The organism is Burkholderia sp. HAN2018 (assembly GCF_024704855.1).
GTDB lineage: Bacteria > Pseudomonadota > Gammaproteobacteria > Burkholderiales > Burkholderiaceae > Burkholderia > Burkholderia cepacia.
In genome coordinates, this window is sequence record NZ_QOBB01000027.1 from 28,066 (window position 1) to 44,758 (window position 16,693).

A 16,693-nucleotide genomic window follows, 5' to 3' on the forward strand; every position below is an offset into this window, starting at 1 on the left:
GGCGCGGGCGCGGCAAGAAGTTGGCCGCGTTCAGGCGCGACGCTGTTCGGGTTCTGCTTCGTCGTCCGGCAGCGCGTCGACACCGATGGGTGCACTGGCGCTTCGTACGGCATCGGCGAGACTGTCGGACGTGTCGTCCAGCATCTCGCCGTCCGCGGGACGGGAACGGGAGGCGTCGGCCTGACCAGCCTCGCCGGGCATGTCGCCGGCCGCTTCCGTTCCGTCTCCGGCAACCGCTTCGGCGGCCGGCTTGCGATCTTCCTCGCTCCAATCCGCGCGCAGCGGCTCGGGCTGCACACCGGCCGGCACTACTTCGGCGCCAGCCTGTTCCAGTTGTTCCGCTTGCCCGCGATCAGCTTCGAGCGTATCGCGGCTCGCGATTTCCTGCGTCGGCACGACGTCCACCGCGGAATCGCCCGGCAATCCCGCCGGCTGGCCGGCGGATGCCTCGTCCGCCTGCGGGGCGTCGCCCGCAGCGTCGTCGGCAATCGACACGTCTCCGTCGAAATCCATCGCCTGCTGCGCCAGCAGCGCAGCCTCGATGTTCGCGGCCGGCTCTTCGAGCGCCGGCAGATCATCGAGCGCCTTCAGGCCGAGGTCGTCGAGAAACTGCTTGGTCGTCGCATACAGCGCCGGGCGCCCCGGCACGTCACGATGACCGATCACTTCGATCCAGCCGCGATCCTCGAGTTGCTTGACCACCTGCGTATTGACCGTGACACCGCGAATCTCTTCGATGTCGCCGCGCGTGACGGGTTGCCGGTACGCGATGATCGCGAGCGTCTCGAGCACCGCGCGCGAATATTTCGGCGGCTTCTCGGGATGCAGGCGATCCAGATAGTGACGCATCGCCGGCTTGCTCTGGAAGCGCCATCCGGTCGCCAGCGCCACCAGTTCGACGCCGCGGCCGGACCAATCCTGTTTCAGATCTTCGAGCAACGTGCGGACCGTGTCAGCCGACACGCCGTCGGCAAAGAGCTTGCGCAAATCGCCGAGCTTCAGCGGTTCCTGCGCGCAGATCAAAGCAGTCTCGAGGACGATCTTCGCCTCTTGGGTATTCATGCAGCTAGGCCAGACCCTGTGGTCAAACGAACCGGATCAACAAACAGACGAAAGGAACGGAAGACGCGCTCGCCCGATTCTGATCGGTCATATTGATGGGAGCACGAACCGGGGGCGGCGAACCAACTTCAGGCCAGGCCCAAACCGGACGGAACAGCACGGCTCAACGACGGAACCGCGTGACTGAGCGCCATATTACGCAAAATTGCCCGGTGCGTAAAGATGAGCCGAACCGGCTGCCGCCAACGCGCCGAATCCGCTCCGGCCCCGCTTCAGCGGGTGGCCGCTCCGCGCGCGAGGAAGCTGCGCAACCGCTCGACGCCCGCGTCGAGTCGTGCCGGATCGCATGCGTAGCACCAGCGCACGAACCCTTCGCCTTCCGGGCCGAATGCACGCCCGGGCGCAAGGCCGAGCCCTGCTTCACGCACCAGCGTCTTGCAGAACGCCAGACTGTCGGCCGCGCCCGGCAGGCGCAGGAACAAGTACATCGCGCCCGGTGGCGGCGGCACCTCGACGCCCGGCAGCGTGCGCAGCGCGGCAACCAGGTGATCGCGCGCGTCACGCAGCGCCGCGACGAACGACCGCACGAACAGCTCGCCATCGCGCAGTGCGACCTCACCCGCGGCCTGCACGAAACCCGGCGCGCACGACGTGTTGTATTCGACGAGCTTCGACAGGTCGCCCATCACCGCTGCCGGCGCGATGAGCCATCCCAGGCGCCAGCCCGTCATCGCCCACGCTTTCGAAAACGAATTCACGACAACGACCCGCTCTTCGCGCGACGCGATGTCGAGGAACGACGGCGCGCCGTCCGCGCCGAACGCGAGCCGCTCGTACACCTCGTCGGCAACCAGCCAGATGCCGTGGCGGCGGCAATGGGCGAGCACGGCCCGCTGGTCGTCACGCGACATCGTCCAGCCGGTCGGATTGTTCGGCGAGTTGATCAGCAGCATCCGCGTATCGGGTGTCAGCGCCGCAAGCAGCCGCCCGATCTCGAGCTGCCAGCCTGCCTCGCCATAGCCGAGCGGTACGCATTCGACCCGCGCCCCAAGAATCTTCGGAATCTCGACGAGATTCGGCCACAGTGGCGTGACCGCGACGACGCGCTCGCCCGGACCGACCAGCAGCTGCGCGGCCAGCATCAGCGCACTCACGCCCGAACTCGTCACGGCCACGGTGTCGGCCGCGGTCGCACCGTGACGGGCGCTGACGTAGGCCGCGATCGCGTCGCGCAACGGCGCGGTACCGAGGTTGTGCGTGTAGAAGGTTTCGCCGTCGCGCAGCGCCGCCGCCGCGGCGTCGCGGATGAAGTCCGGCGTCACGCGATCGGATTCGCCGAACCAGAACGGCAGCATGTCCGGCACGCCGAAGCCGGCGTTTGCCACTTCCCGGATCAGCGACGGACGCAGCACGTGCACCACATCGCGCGCCGCCAGCGCGCCAGACACCGAAAGAGAACCTGCAGAATGCGCCATCGAGCACCACCATCGAGGAACACGATCCGCGTAGTGTACCGGCCCCAAGCCGGATCGACGCACGTCGGCACGCGTCAGTCGAGGTCCTCCGCCCTCGCCGGCATCTGCTGCACAAGCTCCCAGATCGCCTGAGCGGCAGGCGACAACGACCTGTCGCGGCGGCGCACCAGCTCGACCGTGCGTTCGGTGCGCGGCGTGAGCGGCCGCGCAACGAGCGTCGAGCCGGCCGGCAGCGGCAGCGACAGCCACGGCTGCACACTCACACCGACGCCGGCCTCGACGAGGCCGAACACGGTCGCCGAATGCCCGAGCTCCTGCATGACCGTCGCGTTGACACGATGGGCGGCCAGCGCGGCATCGATCAGCGGCCGGCTTCCCGACGCATGATCGAGGAGCACGAGGCGCTCGCCGTCCAGCGCCGTCCAGGGCACCTCGGCGCGCGCCGCGAGCGGATGGTCGGCGCGCGCGACAAGGCAGAACGAATCGGTCATCAGCGGTTCGCAGACGAGATCGCCAACCGTGAGCGGCCCGATCACGACGCCGAAATCGACCTCGCTCGACTTCACCTTGCGCAACACATCGCTCTGCACGTCGTCGCGCAAGCCCAGCGTCACGAACGGGAACTGGCGCTCGCACGACGCAACCACGCGCGGCATCAGCCGGCATGCGATCGTCGGGCTGGCCGCGACGATCACGCGACCCCGGCGCTGCTCGCCGATTTCGCGAATCTCGCGCAGCGTGTCGTCGAGATCGTCGAGCAGGCGAGACACACTCGCGATCAGGTTCGCGCCGACATCGGTCAACTGCACGTCGCGCGTCGTGCGGTCGATCAGCTTCAACCCGAGCTCGGCCTCGAGCTCGCGCACGCAGCGGCTGACCGCGGACTGCGTGAGCCCGATTTCGTCGCCCGCGCGACTGAAGCTACTGAGCCGCGCTACCTCGATGAAGACGCGAAGCTGGCGCAGCGTGACGTTCATTTCCTGACCTCATCAATCGTCGATATCGATGCGCGATTTTAATGCGCGATTCCGGCGTCGATGTACGAATCAGGCGCTTGCCCCCATGTTTCGCTGCGGTGCAATACCTACGCGAACGCACGCGGTGCGGGCGAACTGCACAAGATTGGTGATTGTCCCGATTTGCTGGCGGGTTATTTTGGCGTCTTATACGCCCCTAGCTGACTTAGCCGTTAGCTCGCTGCCAAGCGGCTCTCGAGGGAATTACCTCCGACATGGCACGCTTCGTGCATCACCTGGCGCACAGGGCGCAGGTTTCGTCGGACGGAAGAGCAGAAACGCCGCTGCCGGCCAACCGGACGCCCCCACCCGGCACTCGACGATCGAGTGCTTGAAGAGTGCGCGGCGCAGGGCAGCGCACCGGAGTTAGCTTCGCTGAGGTGAGGACATGATGCTGTTCGACGATTTGAGAGATAACGAGTGGGCGCTGGTCGAAGGTCTGTTTTGCTCGGAACCCGCACGGAGTGAGCGGCGCGGCCGCCCCCGCGTGGAAGCCCGCTCGGTGGTGAACGCCGTGCTGTGGGTGCTGTCGACGGGCGAAGGCTGGTCGAAGCTGCCAGGCCGCTATCCGTCGCCGCCGACTTGCCGCCGCCGCTTCGACGAATGGCAGGCAGACGGCACGCTCGCCGAAATCGTGAAGCGACTCGGCACGAGCGGCCGGCAGATCTCCCTGCGCGGGCGCATCGGCGCGAGTGCTGCGAAGCCGCCCGCCCCGCCGAGCCGCGACCGGCTGCGCGGCGCCTTCTGGACCAATCCGGAATCCTGGCGCGCGCCCGTCAAGATGGCGTAACGAATGCTCGATCGGGCGGCTTCGGCCGCCCGGTTTCTTTCCGCAACTCGATCTGTTCGCGACGCCTGCGGTGCCGTCGATTACCGTTGTCGTGGCGCGATACATCTATTTACCAATATTTACAGCAAGCCTGCACTCCCGCGCTTACCTTAGCGACATATCAACAAGCCGCGTGGCTTGAGGGGAGCCCCGCCATGAAACCAATGTCACTGCTCGTTGCATGCGGCATTGTCATTTCCCTGGCGTTGTCCGCTCCAGCCCGCGCCGACGATCGCGCGAAGCCGCCCCATCGCCAGCAGGATCACCGGAACACGCTCCGCCAGCCACCCTCCGCCAACGCGTCCGGCCGGCAGACCGTGCCGCGCGGCGACCTGCGCGGCGACATCGCCAGCAATGCGCGAGCGCGCATCGGCTCGCAGCCGTCGGACGTACCGCGTCATCCGTAGTCCTGCCAATTTCAGGATTTCACCAAAGAAAATGCCCGCTGCCGGGAACTGCGCCGCATGCGGCGAGTCACAACGTTGCCATGAGCACAGCGTGGCAACAGCAAAAGTATCCGGTACGCCCGTATCCTCGCGATACGGGCTTTTTTTTGCATCACCTGCCGCTCGGCGATGCGTTTGGAGAAATGATCGGCCGCTACAGGCGGCTTTCGAGAATCGCCACGGCACTCGCTTCGCTCAATGCGTAGTCGGCCATGCGGCGATCGGTCCAGGAAAGTAATTTCTCGTCGCGCTCGAGGCGCGAGAACTCGGCTCGGCCGCTTTCGGTCAGCACGGCAATGTCGACCGGTGCGTGAAAGCCCGGCGCGGGGGCAACGGTTTTCTGCCTGACCGTGTCCATCAGCCCAAGCGAACGGAGATACTCGAACACGCCCGGGCGGCGCGCCCACGGTACCTGGCGGTACTGCACTCGTCTCAATGCGTCGAGCACCGCTTCGTTGGAATACGTGGCCATCTCGATTCTTTCTTAAAGTGCAGCGACAATGCGAAGCGGCGCGCCGGGCGGGGTCTCCACCCACCGATACCGCCACCGATTCTGGAGGCCGACGTTCGGCGTCGCGTCAGGGCTGGATCGTCAGCCGTCCATAAAAAGACACCATACCCCAATCAAATTGATTCTGTTCGATTCATTTGTACTTCTCTTCATCTGTTTCATGCTCTGCCGCAAGCGGCGGCAAATCATCTCGATGGCCGCCGCTGCGCTGTTCTGGCTGCTCGCGACAGGCTGGCTCACCGCGCCGCTGATCGCGTGGACCGAGGCGGGAGTCGTACCTGTCGAGCACCCGGACATGCATGGGCGGATCACACTGATTCTCATCGGCGCCGGGACACGGCGCACCGACGCCGGGCTGCAGCCCCCTCCTGACGGAGCCGCCCGCATCCACAAGGTCGCGGCGCTCTACCACGCGTGCCGGCAGCAGGCCGCACACTGCACCGTGGTGATGTCGGGCGGCGACCCGCAGCATCACGGAGAAACCGAAGCGGCCGTCTACGGACGCCAGCTCGTCGCGGAAGGCATTGCTCCCGCGGACCTCGTTCTGGAACCAGATAGCCGCACAACCTACGAAAACGCGAAATTCACTGCGCCTATACTACGCTCACAGCATGACGACGCGCGCATTCTCGTCACTTCGTCATATCAGATGCGCCGCGCATTGCTCGATTTCCGCCACTTCGGGATCGACCCGCAGGCCGTTTATGCGAATCGCCGGCGCGCGCAAACCGGCTGGCTGCCGCGCTGGCGCAACCTGGCCAACGCCGAACAGGCGCTGCATGAACTGGTCGGCATCGCGCAGTTCCACGTCTATCGATGGCTCGGGTGGTTCTGACTGACGGCTGCGGGAAACCCGAGCGGGAATGAATGCGGCGGCGATGATGGCAGGCGCGTGACGAAGTGTGCGAAGTGTTGCGCGACTTCAACGGGGCCTTGCGTCCCGCCACGATCCGATGCACATTGATCCGTCACTTTTGTTACACTCGACACGCACTCGATTGCAGTCGCCAGACAAAACGGCAACACTCGGGTTCATCACCACTTAGCGGAGGTAAAGCAATGAAGAAGACGTCCCTGGCTATCCTGGTAGCGATGTCGGCGCTGACTGGCGCAGCGTATGCGCAAGAGAGCACGGAAATCAAGACGATTACCGATCCGGCCAAGATCTCCGAGATCGAGCAGCGCGCACAGGCGCTGCAGCAGCAGCAAGCGGCCGAAGCCGCACAGCCGGCGATGCAGGAAGAGCATCACCACGGCAAGAAGGCTGCTCACCACAAGGCTGCCGCGAAGAAGGCCGGCAAGAAGGCTGCCAAGGCCGCAGACGCTGCCAGCCAGTAAGTTCGGCGGTACCGCACAAGAAAAAGCCGAATCCGGGCAACCGGGTTCGGCTTTTTTGATTGCGGCACGCGTGCGCTGTGCTAAAGTCGCGCACCGAATTTTTCCACCCGTGCGCACCCCGGTGCGGAGGACAGCATGAGCAACATTCAACTCGACATCGAGTGGACCGAAGCCGCCACTCGCCAGATCAAGCAACTGATGCCCCGCGGCTCGGCCGACGCATTCCTCGCGCTGCCGCCGATCGAGTGCCTGCCGATGGAGGGCGACGTGCTCTTCCTCGGCCCGCAAGGCAAACAGCAACCGTTCATCGTCGCCGAGCGCCAGTATCATCACGACGGCGACGCCGACTGGACGATCATCCTGATCCTCGACGTCCCCAACACGTCGCACTGACGCACCCCGCGACCGGACACGTCCGGTCGCCCCACCCGGCTCAGACGAGCTTCGACAGCACGCGGATTTCGGAACGCTCGATCCAGTCCGCGGCCGCTTCGCGATAAGCAAGAATGTGCGCGGAACGCGCATGGGCAGCAAGCGCCTCCTCGCTTTCCCAACGCTCGACGAATACGAACCGCGCGGGCTCCTTCAGATCCCGATGCAGGTCGTACTGCAGCGCGCCTGCTTCGTTGCGGGTCGGCTCGACGATCCCTTCGAGCTGGACGCGCAACTTCTCCTCGGCGCCCGGTTTCGCCACGATCAGCGCCACGACTGCAATTTCCGCCATTCCTTCCCCCTCATCTCGAAAAGTCCGAGAATACGCGAATCGTGTATCGGCTGCGCCGGCACGGCCCCGCACGACGGCCAAAAAAATAGCCCGCGCTTCAGAGAAGCGCGGGCGAAACCGTCGCCCTACGAGGATAGGCGACGGGGCCATCGGGATCCGCACGCTGGCGCGGATCATCATCAGTTGCGCCGACACTTGTCGCATCGGCATTCGAAGACGTCGATACCGTTGATCGGGCGCTCGCAGCGCACCCCCGGTATCTGACGCCATCCTCCCTGTTTCAACGATTCCAACATATAAAGCAGGTTGCGTGCCAGCCATCACATGCGAACCACCTCGTTGATTTATAAGGACAAAATTTTTGCAGACGACAATACGGTATGTGTTCTGCCGCCGTAACGCGCGGATGTTACGTAACGTCACGAGAAGGGACCGAACACCTCTCTCATGTGTGCGCCGGCGAGCGGCCATGAAAAAGCCCGCCAAGTGGCGGGCTTTTCATCGGTGCGGAGAAACCGCGGAAATCAGCGGAGCTGATTCACGAGCAACCCCATGATCTGGCGAGCCGGCGACGATGTGTCGATCGCACCCGAATCGTCAACGACCGCCACGCGCGTCTGGTCGGCCGTGAGCGCCTTCACGTTGACACGGTACTGCTTCGCCTGCTTTTCCTTCTTGCCGTGGAACAGCTGGCTCCAGAAGCCCTGCTCGGCCGAAGTCAGATCCTTCGGATCGACATAACGCACGAAATACAGGCCCTTCGTGCGATCGCGATCATCGACCGTGAAGTTCGCACGATCGAGCGCGAGACCGACGTGCAACCACGACCGGTCGTACGGCTCGCCAAGCGTGACTTCCGACGGCACGGCCGCGTCGGCCGCATCGTTGCCTTGCGCCGACGTGCGGGAGACGTTTTGCGCGGCAATCGCGGCAGCCGCCTTCGACGACGCGTCGGTGTCCGCCTTCTTGTCCTTCGGGATCGTGTTGTCCTTGATGTTCGCGATCGGCGGCTCGCCGTTCTTCGCGCGCTGCTCGTTCTGTGCGAGCACGGCCATCAACCGCTTCAGGTATTCGGTCTCGAGCGCCGGATCGTTCGGCTTCGGTTCCCACTTGCTCGAATCGTTGTTCGCGCCCGTGATCGCTTCGCGCATCCCCTTCTGGCTGATGAACACGTAGGTGCCGCCATTCGGCGCCGCATCGAGACGCGTACGGTACTTGTTGCGCTCGGCCGTCACGTACGAGTTGCCCATCGCCTTCGAGATCACGCTGCGGATCAGGCCGTCGTTGATCTGCGGATGGGTTTCGTTCCAGTCGGTTTCCATCACGCCCTTGTCGCGCTGGTCGACGACGAGCAGGAAACCCTGCTCCTGCCAGAAGCGGCGGACCTGCGTCCAGACGTCGGCCGGCTGCTTGCCGTCGATCACGAGCCAGCTCTCGGTGCCGTCGCGCTGGATATGCATGCCGGCCACGGCCGGAGCAACGGTGTCCAGCGCAGGCGCCGCCTGCTGGACCTGCTGAAGCGCGGACAGGGAAGTCGCGCCGCCCTGGGGCGGCAGCGAACGCTGATCGGCCGTCTCGTCGAGCATGTTGGGCGGCACTGCGAGCGACGCTTCCTTCGATTTCGAATCGCTCTTGTAGTCCACTTTCGTGGGCGACGACGTACCGCAACCGGCGACGAGCGCGCCGGTGGCGAGCACTGCAGCGAACCGCATGGTAAGACGAAGATCAGTCATGTTCGGGGAATCCTCTTCCGCTAAATCACGGCGCTTTCCGTGGATCAACCTTGCATTTTACCGGGGCCGCGCCGCGATGTGCAAAAAAGCGACCGGCAAGAAAAAACCCGCGTCAGCCCAAGCTGACGCGGGTTCTTGTCTGGTCGGGGCGAGAGGATTTGAACCTCTTCGAGCCCACGGTGGAATAAGGCTTTCCGGGGTAGCGTGTAGGTCAAAACCGCCGTGCCGATTGACACAATTCGAGGCAGTGTGGCACGAGCAAGCACATAAAACCGTGACGGCCACCTTGCGCGTTTCAGAGTGTTCGCCATCTCAAGGGCGCGGCGTCCCGCTCCTGCCCCCCCCTAAGAGTCCCCAAGCGCAAACAATGTCGAGAAAAACAGGGCCACTACGTGTGCAAACCAAACTGAAGACCGTCAATCGTTCGGCGCTGGCTGCGCGATCAGGACCGCACCGCAAGTTGTTTTATGACCCTCCAGCGCCATCGGCTGCCCAAAATCCTGACACCCGTCCATCCCTTCAGCAATTTCAAACAGACGCGGCGCACAAAGTGGGCAAGTCACTTGATCCCCCTTGCGGGCAATTGGAACCTTCGCCGTGCCCCAGGTTGAAGACGGACTACCCGAAATCACTTTGCCGCCGTGGCTCGTCGCATCACCAACCACAATTTGCGCCCGCCCGTGCAAGTTTGCTCGTTGCATCGATTGCCCCCCCCCAGATCAATGAGCAGCAGCCTTAGCCGAGAAGTCCGGAGCCTCGAACGGCGGAGCCTGATACGTCGTGTCGATCGTGTAGCCCTGGGCCTTCAGTTCAGCCTCGCGCTTCGATCGCTCTTCTACCGCCGACTTCAGTTCATCGGACAGATATTTTTCCCAGTGCCTTCTGCGTTCAATACTGTCTGAAAAATATGGGCTGTAATTGTCGGATGCGGTACTAACCTGAAGATCAGACAAATAATACCCCATACCATCAGCCCCGGATGACTGATATGACACCGACAAGGTTAGAAATATACCATCCGCATAAAAACACCACCTCGGCTCAACAGCCACCAAACCCTTCCATTCCTCAATGCTTGGCGTATAGGTTGAATCTATCGAGTAAAGAGAACCAGACTTTGTTAATGCGTAAGACATAGCCTCCTTTCCGATCAGACGAGGATCTGAAGTGTCTATGTATCGCACCCACCCCGCGGATCGCAATTTACCAAGCAGGGTAGCGATCTTATCTCGAGCCTCTTCATATGAGATTATTCGCGATGAAGATGGATTAAAACTAACATCCCAATTATCAACCCCACTCTCGGTACCATCCTTATCCCCTAGACCTGTCACGATCAGGGCATTGCCTAGGTCGAAAGAATATTTTCCTTGCACGTATTTCACCAACCCAAGCTTATGCGGATCATCCCAATGAGTCTTATATGCATATACACCAGATGGATGATTCATCAAGGAAAACCCCTGAGCCGCGGCATCTGACTTACCTTCGGCTCCGAACTTTATCGTTACGACTTGAGCCGACATTTTCTCATTTCTCTCGTATTGCTTGGTCCGTAACGCGAGAAACGCAGCGCACAGAGCGATCGCCGCGAAAAACGACCAGAGTAATTTACTCGATTTTACCGTGACCCACATTGACTTAATCACCCCCATCGCAGCAATCCGCCTCAACCCACCAAGCATATATTCACGCTTTTTTGCATTAAAAGTGAAATAATTTTCCAGCCCTCTTAATCCACGCCATCCGCTGAGGATAGTCATCAAGAATAAGATCCTTTGGAGCATTCGATCGATACCACATATCAGAAGTTTCGTTCTTCGAGACAAAGCTCAGTTGCAATGGCGGAATCATGGCATTGAACGGATGCAGTGGGTAGTTCCACCATCGATCGGGATCAGTGATCCGCACCAGAGAAACGTTGAACCTGAAGGCGACAAATAAAGGCCTTGTCGTTATAGATCAAAATCTTGCAGCACCTCACCCTGCTCATGTTGAGCCATCATCCAAAGATGATTGAATGCAAGCGATGCCTTCTTCTTTTCATTTGTTGCCTCTTCCCACTGCTTCACGAGATCGAATCCGCTGGCTACCCGGGGCGTCCATTGAAAGTAGCCATGGCCTTGAGAGCCTGGGGCGATGGGTTTGCCTAAGCCGGCATCGTCCATGTTGGCACTGGCTTCGATATACACGGGACACTTCGGGACGACTTCTGCGCCCCACTGCTGCCGCATCAAATGTTCTGCACGGCGGAGGCAAACTGACGGCTAAGCGTCACGAATGGGGCGGGCTTGTTCTTGGCCCCGAGAGCCTCAAACCGCCGCTGCCAATCCGCAATGATCTCGTGCGCCCTCGTGCCGCCTCAGCTCGATTGCTTGTCCTGAGGCTTCCCCCGGAATGCGTCGGTCTTGGGCGTACCGGTCTTGGGATTGCGGACGTGTTGTTGCAGGTCTTTGGGCACGCCGATCCGGAGGTGGAACACGGACGAGCCGGGGCGCAAATAGACGCCAGTGGGAAGCGTTGCCAAGTCAGTCATCTCCGCATAGCTGCACGGCGGGATCGACACACCAAATTGACACACCCGGAAAAAGGAAAGGCCTGGAAAGCTACGCCAGATAAGGAAACCCTTTACTGACAAGCCTTCCAGGCCTTGATTCCTGGTCGGGGCGAGAGGATTTGAACCTCCGACCACCTGCACCCCATGCACGTTTTTGTTGCTTCCGTCGAGTTCCCCTGGCGTCCGCGGAAACACCATAATTCATTGATTTTAATGGATATTTATGCAAAAACTTGCCCTGGCAATTCCATTACAATACGACCCAAGCTTCCTGATCTGTGGGGGCAAATGTGGGGGCAATTTTCCCCGGAGGCTGCAATGAGCACGCTCACCACGAAGGAATTGCAAGGGCTAATCCCGGCTGACAATGGCCGTCGTCTGTCCGATGGACACGGTGTTTTTGGTGTGGTCCGTGCCGGGGTGAAGGGCATATCGGTTCAATTTTCATTGCGCTATCGAGCGAGCGGCGGCGTCCGCGAGATCCGTCTCGGTACGTTTCCGAAGGCGAGCCTGCGCCAGATCAGAGATGCCCGCGACCGTGCGCGTGCACGCATTAGTTCCGGAGAAGATCCGCTGGAACAGAGACGCATCGAAAGGCTGAAAAGACTAGTCGACGTGAGCGCAGAAGTCCGCACCCTCGAGGACAAGCTCGCGCGTAGGACGTTCAAACAGCGATTCAACGAGTGGGCCGACTCCGCCCTGCGGAAGCGGGCAGACAACGGACAAGAAGTCCGTCGAGCATTCAAAAAGGATGTCCTTCCATTGATCGGCGACATCGCGATGGAAGACGTCCGCCGCTCTGACATCATGTCGTCACTGGACGCGATTGTCGCGCGAGGCGCGAACCGGCTCGCCAATCGGACTCTCACCGATCTCAAACAATTCATCAAATGGTGCCAGGCGCGGGAGTACGTTTCCGCCAATCCTCTGATGATGGTCTCAAAGAAGGATGTCGGCGGGACAGACGCCGAACGAGAACGAACCCTTTCCGATCACGAGATCGGCGCCTTTCCGAAAGCACTGGAGTCCGCGAACGTGCCGGAGATGACAAAGCACGTATTGATGTTGATCTTGGCGACCAACGCACGCGTGGGCGAGATCATTAAGGCACGCAAGCGCGACATCAACCTTGAACTTCGGACTTGGCGCGTCCCGGTTGAGAACGCGAAGAACGGGGATGCACACGTTATATTTTTGTCTGACTACGCCACAACGCACATGAGCGCACTCCTCCAACTGTCCAACAGTAAGGAATGGCTGCTACCGGCCCGCCGGCACAAGGACAAACCGGAAACGCACATTGACCTTAAAAATATCACCAAGCAAGTAGCTGACCGCCAGCTAGTCTTCTACAAGCGTGGCGCACATTCGAACCGAACCGCTAAAGCGAACTCCCTCGTTCTCGGCGACGAGAAATGGACTCCGCACGACCTACGCCGAACAGCCGCCACCTTGATGCAGTCGATGGGAGTATTGCCCACCGTGATCGACAAATGTATGAACCACCGCGAGCAGAACCGCATGAAACGCATCTATCAGCGGTATCCATATACGGTCGAGAAGCGCGCCGCATGGCACCTGCTGGGGGCACGACTGGAACAACTGACGGCTCTGGATCGATCTGCTGAGCGAATTGAGCATAACGGGGGCACGGAAATGAGGGAACACGCCATGCAGACTGCCGCGATCGACGTCTCGACATCGGAGCCGGGGGGGTAGTCGGGATTTTCCAGCTAAGACTGGGACGGAAATTTGGGCTAGCCTCGGCCCCGCCGGCGGAACCCACTGCCCTGTCTAGCCTGCACAGATGCGCTTACCTCGCGCAAGAATCCCGCTCGATGCCCGCCTTACTCACGGAAGCGTCTACAGCCGAAAGAGCCTTCTGATTTCGGTTTCGGCTTCCTGCCCCATTGCGCCCAGCTCGTAATACTTCGTGTTAGCAACGATCTTCTTCGCACGCTTGATTTCGTCATTAACCCATTTCGGCTGTGACGAACTTGTGCTCAGACTGTCAATGACGGAAAAGAAGTAATCCTTTAGACCAGTTCTCCACCAGAAACCCTGCTGACACACCCATTTCTCCATAGAAAACGACGGGAAAGGATACCCACTAGTGGCATTCCAATACTTGAACAATCGGATTGTAGGTTTGATCAACGAACAATGATCCTTGTTCCGGGTCTCAAGAGTACGGTTGAAGTCGTTGGGATAGGTACTCTGCCAGTGACCAGGCCCATGCGGGATACGCAGCCCGCCGAGCCAACTCAGCGTCGCAGGCACCAGATCGAACTTGATATGGTTGAGCTCGAGAACAATCGTCGGAGAAGACTGGAAAATTTCAGAGGTACGGTAATTGTCTTCGACGAAAATTTTCAAACGGTTCAAGTAAGTCTGCGGAAGAAATCCACCATCACCGAAGACAACCATGTAGTCAATGTCAGATTTTCTATCCATTGACCGTGGCAAGATTGTCCCTCGCGTCGAAGAGCCGAAGCAAAAATGCTTCTTGATTACCTCGCCCTCAAAATGAGTGGCCAGCCTGGACTTCAGAGTCGAAATAGAAGTAGAAATTGATGATAGCTCTCTCGGCGAAAGCACGGCCTTGCTGGCGGTGTCGTTCAAAAAGCTCAGCACTGACATCTAAGAAACCTCGATATAAAGGCCTTACGCCGATGTGTGGTCGATTTAACTGCTTGGCGCCGTCTCACCTGCGGAAGTGCTCGACACATCAGCTGCTCTGTTCGTCGCCCTGAGATAGCGGTTTAACCCCGCTAGCTAAGGAACTTCGTGCGCAGGGATGGCACAATCTTGCCTCTCAGGTCGCGAGCATTATCCACACCACTGGAGGCGACGTCGCTCTTGAGTGAGGCCCGCTCGGAGACGACCACCCCGCCAACGGAAGCTGCGTCTGTTGTCACTCTGATCATCGCACTGTTCGCTGTCCTTATGCACGGCAACGCACCTTGAAACATTAAATATTCAGAGCCCGCCGCCTCTCATCCCATTCATTCGTCAAATCATCGTTCTTCTTTTTGAAGATTCGACTGGAAAGAGTAATCGCCGCAACAGCCTTCGTCGACTCGTACACGCTAAATTGCTCCACCGCGGATGCGTTAAAAATCATCTCTTCAGGCTTATTCAAAAATAGAGAATAAAGCCGCTCATAGACCGATTCGCATCGAGATCTGAAATACTCAAGTCGAATACAACGAACGACGATCTGCTCACCAAAGATGGTGGCCGCTGCAATCGCCGCGAAAGCCAAATCTTCCTCTCGGAGCATAAAAATAAAAACGATAATTGCCAGCAAAGCCTGGATTCGCGTCCAAAGACACATCTCCTTCGCAATTTCCATACTAAAGAAACAATTCTCAAGCGTAGTTGCCGCCAATCTACTATGCCCATTAGGTAGAGGATTATTGTAATACCCCTTGGTTGCATGCTGGGCCAGCGGCACCCCGAAGCTATTCGAAAGCTGATCTGCTGCTCGCGCCTGTGTCGCCCGAGGAAACAAATAAAGCCTTGCAACCACACCAATCGCAAAACTGACAAATGCCAAAACTACGAGTGCCAACTGAAGAAAATTGTATAGCTTCACACTACTCTCTCGACTTACCGTGACGAGAAAAACCGAAATTCCAGTCGCCACAATAAATATCACATTCCCCCAAAACTCCGCCGCTTCCAGAGGACTATAATATCGCTCCCGAATGGGATCATGCCTATTTACGTTAGCCATACGATGGAAATTGATTTCCAAAAATACCACGCCATTGATTTATTGCTTGCTCGCCAGCCCCCAACATGCCCATAAACCAAGCGGTATTGGCAGCATCCCGAGCCTGCACAAGCTTTCTGTATAGAGTCAACCGTTCCCCTACAGCGAGATAGTTATCGACTTGATCGCCATCGTAAGAATACGGCCCCAGAACAGCACTCGCCAGCACGCGAAAGAAAACAAACACCGCCTGTGGCAGCGCCGCAACGTCGACAGACGTAAGTTGCTGCAGTGCTACGCACTCAATATGATAATTACGAAGCAGGTTCCCGTGAAGAGAGTTCCAATGCTTTAGAATTTTTATAACCTTTCTAAAATTTGGCCCACAAACCGCTGCCTGCGTATCGATGGCACCAACGTGATCCTTTGGACGAGATCTTATCCATGTTTCGGTGTTCATATCCGGAACATTTAGGAACAAAGCCTCATCGTATCTCACCCCATCATGGCTGGTAAAGAATACCGGCACCACGTCGACATCAGGAAACGAGCTATATTTCAGCGTAACCGCCTGACCGTTTCGCCGAACGCTAGGTTTTGCATTCAATGCCTGACGAACCGCAAGAAGAACCTGTGACGGCGGCTTGTTGCAGCAGTGTTTTCCGAAGTGGAGCACAACGAATATGTCAAGATCCGCCGTTTTTAAAGACGTGAATTTTGGAATCGATCCGCCCGCGAAGCCATCAATCACATCAAACCGATTTCCAAGCAATCCGACAATGTGGTTTCGTCGAATCGCTGCCAATGCACGGAAATCACCAGAAAGATTGATTCTCTGATAGAACTCCAAAAACGCACTGTCAACCGTGTATGCCACGCTTTCCCCATCTTGGTCTGATCACACACATTTCCGCTATGACCGCCCACTCGATGCCGCCCGCATACGCCACTCGCGATCGATCGATAAGCGCGCGCATATTTGTCGAGAGTGCGTAGTTCTATCCGGATGGGTACCTCCGCCGCTCCACTCCCCTGTCAGCAGCCAATCTTCGAAATATCCAAGCCACTCTACCGTCCACGCAAGTTGAGATCCGACCAAGTCCATCTGAGGCGCCCATTCGCGGTACTGCGGCGAAAACAGACATAGATGGGTACCGTGACCTTTGTGTCGATAGGTGTGGGGTAACCGTCGCCCCGAAGCCAAGATCGACAAATCCGGATGCAACACGAAGACGTCCGGCGCAACATACCCCTTCCGAACCTTCAGCAAACACTGATAGAGTC

Annotated in this window: 18 protein-coding genes and 1 pseudogene; 6 read left to right on the top strand and 13 right to left on the bottom strand. The window is 59.3% G+C overall.

Features of this window, described 5'->3' with window-relative positions:
• Window positions 1-30: 30 nt before the first annotated feature.
• The 3 genes from scpB to DPV74_RS09285 all read right to left on the bottom strand — a co-directional run bounded on the left by scpB (window position 31) and on the right by DPV74_RS09285 (window position 3,514).
• Entirely contained in the window at window positions 31-1,062 is a 1,032-nt protein-coding gene (gene scpB, locus DPV74_RS09275; protein WP_060196552.1) for an SMC-Scp complex subunit ScpB, read from the bottom strand.
• 272 nt (window positions 1,063-1,334) lie between these two features.
• Window positions 1,335-2,537, bottom strand: a complete 1,203-nt coding sequence (locus DPV74_RS09280) for a pyridoxal phosphate-dependent aminotransferase (protein WP_119337047.1) — start codon at window positions 2,535-2,537, stop codon at window positions 1,335-1,337.
• 74 nt (window positions 2,538-2,611) lie between these two features.
• Window positions 2,612-3,514, bottom strand: coding sequence for a LysR family transcriptional regulator (locus DPV74_RS09285; RefSeq protein WP_119337048.1), 903 nt, complete (start codon window positions 3,512-3,514; stop codon window positions 2,612-2,614).
• A 430-nt stretch (window positions 3,515-3,944) separates the two neighbouring features.
• Between DPV74_RS09285 and DPV74_RS09290 the strand changes: the two are divergent.
• Window positions 3,945-4,340: pseudogene (locus DPV74_RS09290) on the top strand (transposase); the annotation flags it as partial.
• A 197-nt stretch (window positions 4,341-4,537) separates the two neighbouring features.
• Entirely contained in the window at window positions 4,538-4,789 is a 252-nt protein-coding gene (locus DPV74_RS09295; protein ID WP_027787693.1) for a hypothetical protein, read from the top strand.
• A 193-nt stretch (window positions 4,790-4,982) separates the two neighbouring features.
• Here DPV74_RS09295 and DPV74_RS09300 read toward each other — a convergent pair whose 3' ends face one another.
• Window positions 4,983-5,300, bottom strand: coding sequence for a hypothetical protein (locus DPV74_RS09300; RefSeq protein ID WP_011351791.1), 318 nt, complete (start codon window positions 5,298-5,300; stop codon window positions 4,983-4,985).
• 157 nt (window positions 5,301-5,457) lie between these two features.
• Between DPV74_RS09300 and DPV74_RS09305 the strand changes: the two genes are divergently transcribed.
• The 3 genes from DPV74_RS09305 (at window position 5,458) to DPV74_RS09315 (ending at window position 7,070) form a co-directional block, all read left to right on the top strand.
• Complete coding sequence (locus DPV74_RS09305) at window positions 5,458-6,174, top strand: YdcF family protein (protein WP_119337049.1); 717 nt, start codon at window positions 5,458-5,460, stop codon at window positions 6,172-6,174.
• 224 nt (window positions 6,175-6,398) lie between these two features.
• Window positions 6,399-6,677 (top strand): hypothetical protein, encoded by a 279-nt coding sequence (locus tag DPV74_RS09310; RefSeq protein ID WP_011351789.1) that lies wholly within the window; start codon window positions 6,399-6,401, stop codon window positions 6,675-6,677.
• Between the two features lie 135 nt (window positions 6,678-6,812).
• The gene (locus DPV74_RS09315; RefSeq protein WP_021162409.1) at window positions 6,813-7,070 is read left to right on the top strand and encodes a hypothetical protein; all 258 of its coding nucleotides are present in this window, start codon (window positions 6,813-6,815) and stop codon (window positions 7,068-7,070) included.
• Window positions 7,071-7,110: 40 nt separating this feature from the next.
• Here the strand turns inward: DPV74_RS09315 and DPV74_RS09320 are convergent, their stop codons facing one another.
• The 6 genes from DPV74_RS09320 to DPV74_RS09345 form a co-directional block, all read right to left on the bottom strand.
• Complete coding sequence (locus DPV74_RS09320; RefSeq protein WP_027787696.1) at window positions 7,111-7,401, bottom strand: putative quinol monooxygenase; 291 nt, start codon at window positions 7,399-7,401, stop codon at window positions 7,111-7,113.
• 524 nt (window positions 7,402-7,925) lie between these two features.
• Complete coding sequence (bamC, locus tag DPV74_RS09325; RefSeq protein WP_059700059.1) at window positions 7,926-9,134, bottom strand: outer membrane protein assembly factor BamC; 1,209 nt, start codon at window positions 9,132-9,134, stop codon at window positions 7,926-7,928.
• 416 nt (window positions 9,135-9,550) lie between these two features.
• On the bottom strand, window positions 9,551-9,835 hold the full coding sequence (locus tag DPV74_RS09330; protein WP_081066340.1) for a PAAR domain-containing protein: 285 nt from the start codon (window positions 9,833-9,835) through the stop codon (window positions 9,551-9,553).
• 18 nt (window positions 9,836-9,853) lie between these two features.
• Window positions 9,854-10,897: a hypothetical protein gene (locus tag DPV74_RS09335; RefSeq protein ID WP_162922998.1), complete on the bottom strand. Its 1,044-nt coding sequence runs from the start codon at window positions 10,895-10,897 to the stop codon at window positions 9,854-9,856.
• Window positions 10,898-11,089: 192 nt separating this feature from the next.
• Window positions 11,090-11,326 (bottom strand): hypothetical protein, encoded by a 237-nt coding sequence (locus tag DPV74_RS09340; protein ID WP_155639102.1) that lies wholly within the window; start codon window positions 11,324-11,326, stop codon window positions 11,090-11,092.
• Between the two features lie 170 nt (window positions 11,327-11,496).
• Complete coding sequence (locus tag DPV74_RS09345) at window positions 11,497-11,661, bottom strand: hypothetical protein (RefSeq protein WP_162922999.1); 165 nt, start codon at window positions 11,659-11,661, stop codon at window positions 11,497-11,499.
• A gap of 348 nt (window positions 11,662-12,009) precedes the next feature.
• Between DPV74_RS09345 and DPV74_RS09350 the strand changes: the two genes are divergently transcribed.
• Window positions 12,010-13,410 (top strand): site-specific integrase, encoded by a 1,401-nt coding sequence (locus DPV74_RS09350; protein ID WP_162631655.1) that lies wholly within the window; start codon window positions 12,010-12,012, stop codon window positions 13,408-13,410.
• A 144-nt stretch (window positions 13,411-13,554) separates the two neighbouring features.
• On the opposite strand, the gene DPV74_RS09355 is transcribed toward DPV74_RS09350, so the two are convergent.
• The 3 genes from DPV74_RS09355 to DPV74_RS09365 all read right to left on the bottom strand — a co-directional run bounded on the left by DPV74_RS09355 (window position 13,555) and on the right by DPV74_RS09365 (window position 16,286).
• Entirely contained in the window at window positions 13,555-14,331 is a 777-nt protein-coding gene (locus DPV74_RS09355; protein ID WP_119337051.1) for a nucleotidyltransferase, read from the bottom strand.
• Window positions 14,332-14,662: 331 nt separating this feature from the next.
• A complete protein-coding gene (locus tag DPV74_RS09360) occupies window positions 14,663-15,430 on the bottom strand; it encodes a hypothetical protein (protein ID WP_162923000.1) in 768 nt (255 codons plus the stop codon).
• A complete protein-coding gene (locus tag DPV74_RS09365) occupies window positions 15,423-16,286 on the bottom strand; it encodes a nucleotidyltransferase (protein ID WP_162631657.1) in 864 nt (287 codons plus the stop codon). Before DPV74_RS09365 ends, DPV74_RS09360 begins: the two co-directional genes overlap by 8 nt.
• Between the last annotated feature and the right edge of the window lie 407 nt (window positions 16,287-16,693).

Coding starts and splice junctions, on each gene's coding strand:
- DPV74_RS09330 (WP_081066340.1), bottom strand. CDS start 9,835: ATGCAACGAGCAAACTTGCACGGGCGGGCGCAAATTGTGGTTGGTGAT.
- DPV74_RS09310 (WP_011351789.1), top strand. CDS start 6,399: ATGAAGAAGACGTCCCTGGCTATCCTGGTAGCGATGTCGGCGCTGACT.
- DPV74_RS09285 (WP_119337048.1), bottom strand. CDS start 3,514: ATGAACGTCACGCTGCGCCAGCTTCGCGTCTTCATCGAGGTAGCGCGG.
- DPV74_RS09280 (WP_119337047.1), bottom strand. CDS start 2,537: ATGGCGCATTCTGCAGGTTCTCTTTCGGTGTCTGGCGCGCTGGCGGCG.
- scpB (WP_060196552.1), bottom strand. CDS start 1,062: ATGAATACCCAAGAGGCGAAGATCGTCCTCGAGACTGCTTTGATCTGC.
- DPV74_RS09350 (WP_162631655.1), top strand. CDS start 12,010: ATGAGCACGCTCACCACGAAGGAATTGCAAGGGCTAATCCCGGCTGAC.
- DPV74_RS09355 (WP_119337051.1), bottom strand. CDS start 14,331: ATGTCAGTGCTGAGCTTTTTGAACGACACCGCCAGCAAGGCCGTGCTT.
- DPV74_RS09320 (WP_027787696.1), bottom strand. CDS start 7,401: ATGGCGGAAATTGCAGTCGTGGCGCTGATCGTGGCGAAACCGGGCGCC.
- bamC (WP_059700059.1), bottom strand. CDS start 9,134: ATGACTGATCTTCGTCTTACCATGCGGTTCGCTGCAGTGCTCGCCACC.
- DPV74_RS09295 (WP_027787693.1), top strand. CDS start 4,538: ATGAAACCAATGTCACTGCTCGTTGCATGCGGCATTGTCATTTCCCTG.
- DPV74_RS09335 (WP_162922998.1), bottom strand. CDS start 10,897: ATGACTATCCTCAGCGGATGGCGTGGATTAAGAGGGCTGGAAAATTAT.
- DPV74_RS09315 (WP_021162409.1), top strand. CDS start 6,813: ATGAGCAACATTCAACTCGACATCGAGTGGACCGAAGCCGCCACTCGC.
- DPV74_RS09360 (WP_162923000.1), bottom strand. CDS start 15,430: ATGGCTAACGTAAATAGGCATGATCCCATTCGGGAGCGATATTATAGT.
- DPV74_RS09300 (WP_011351791.1), bottom strand. CDS start 5,300: ATGGCCACGTATTCCAACGAAGCGGTGCTCGACGCATTGAGACGAGTG.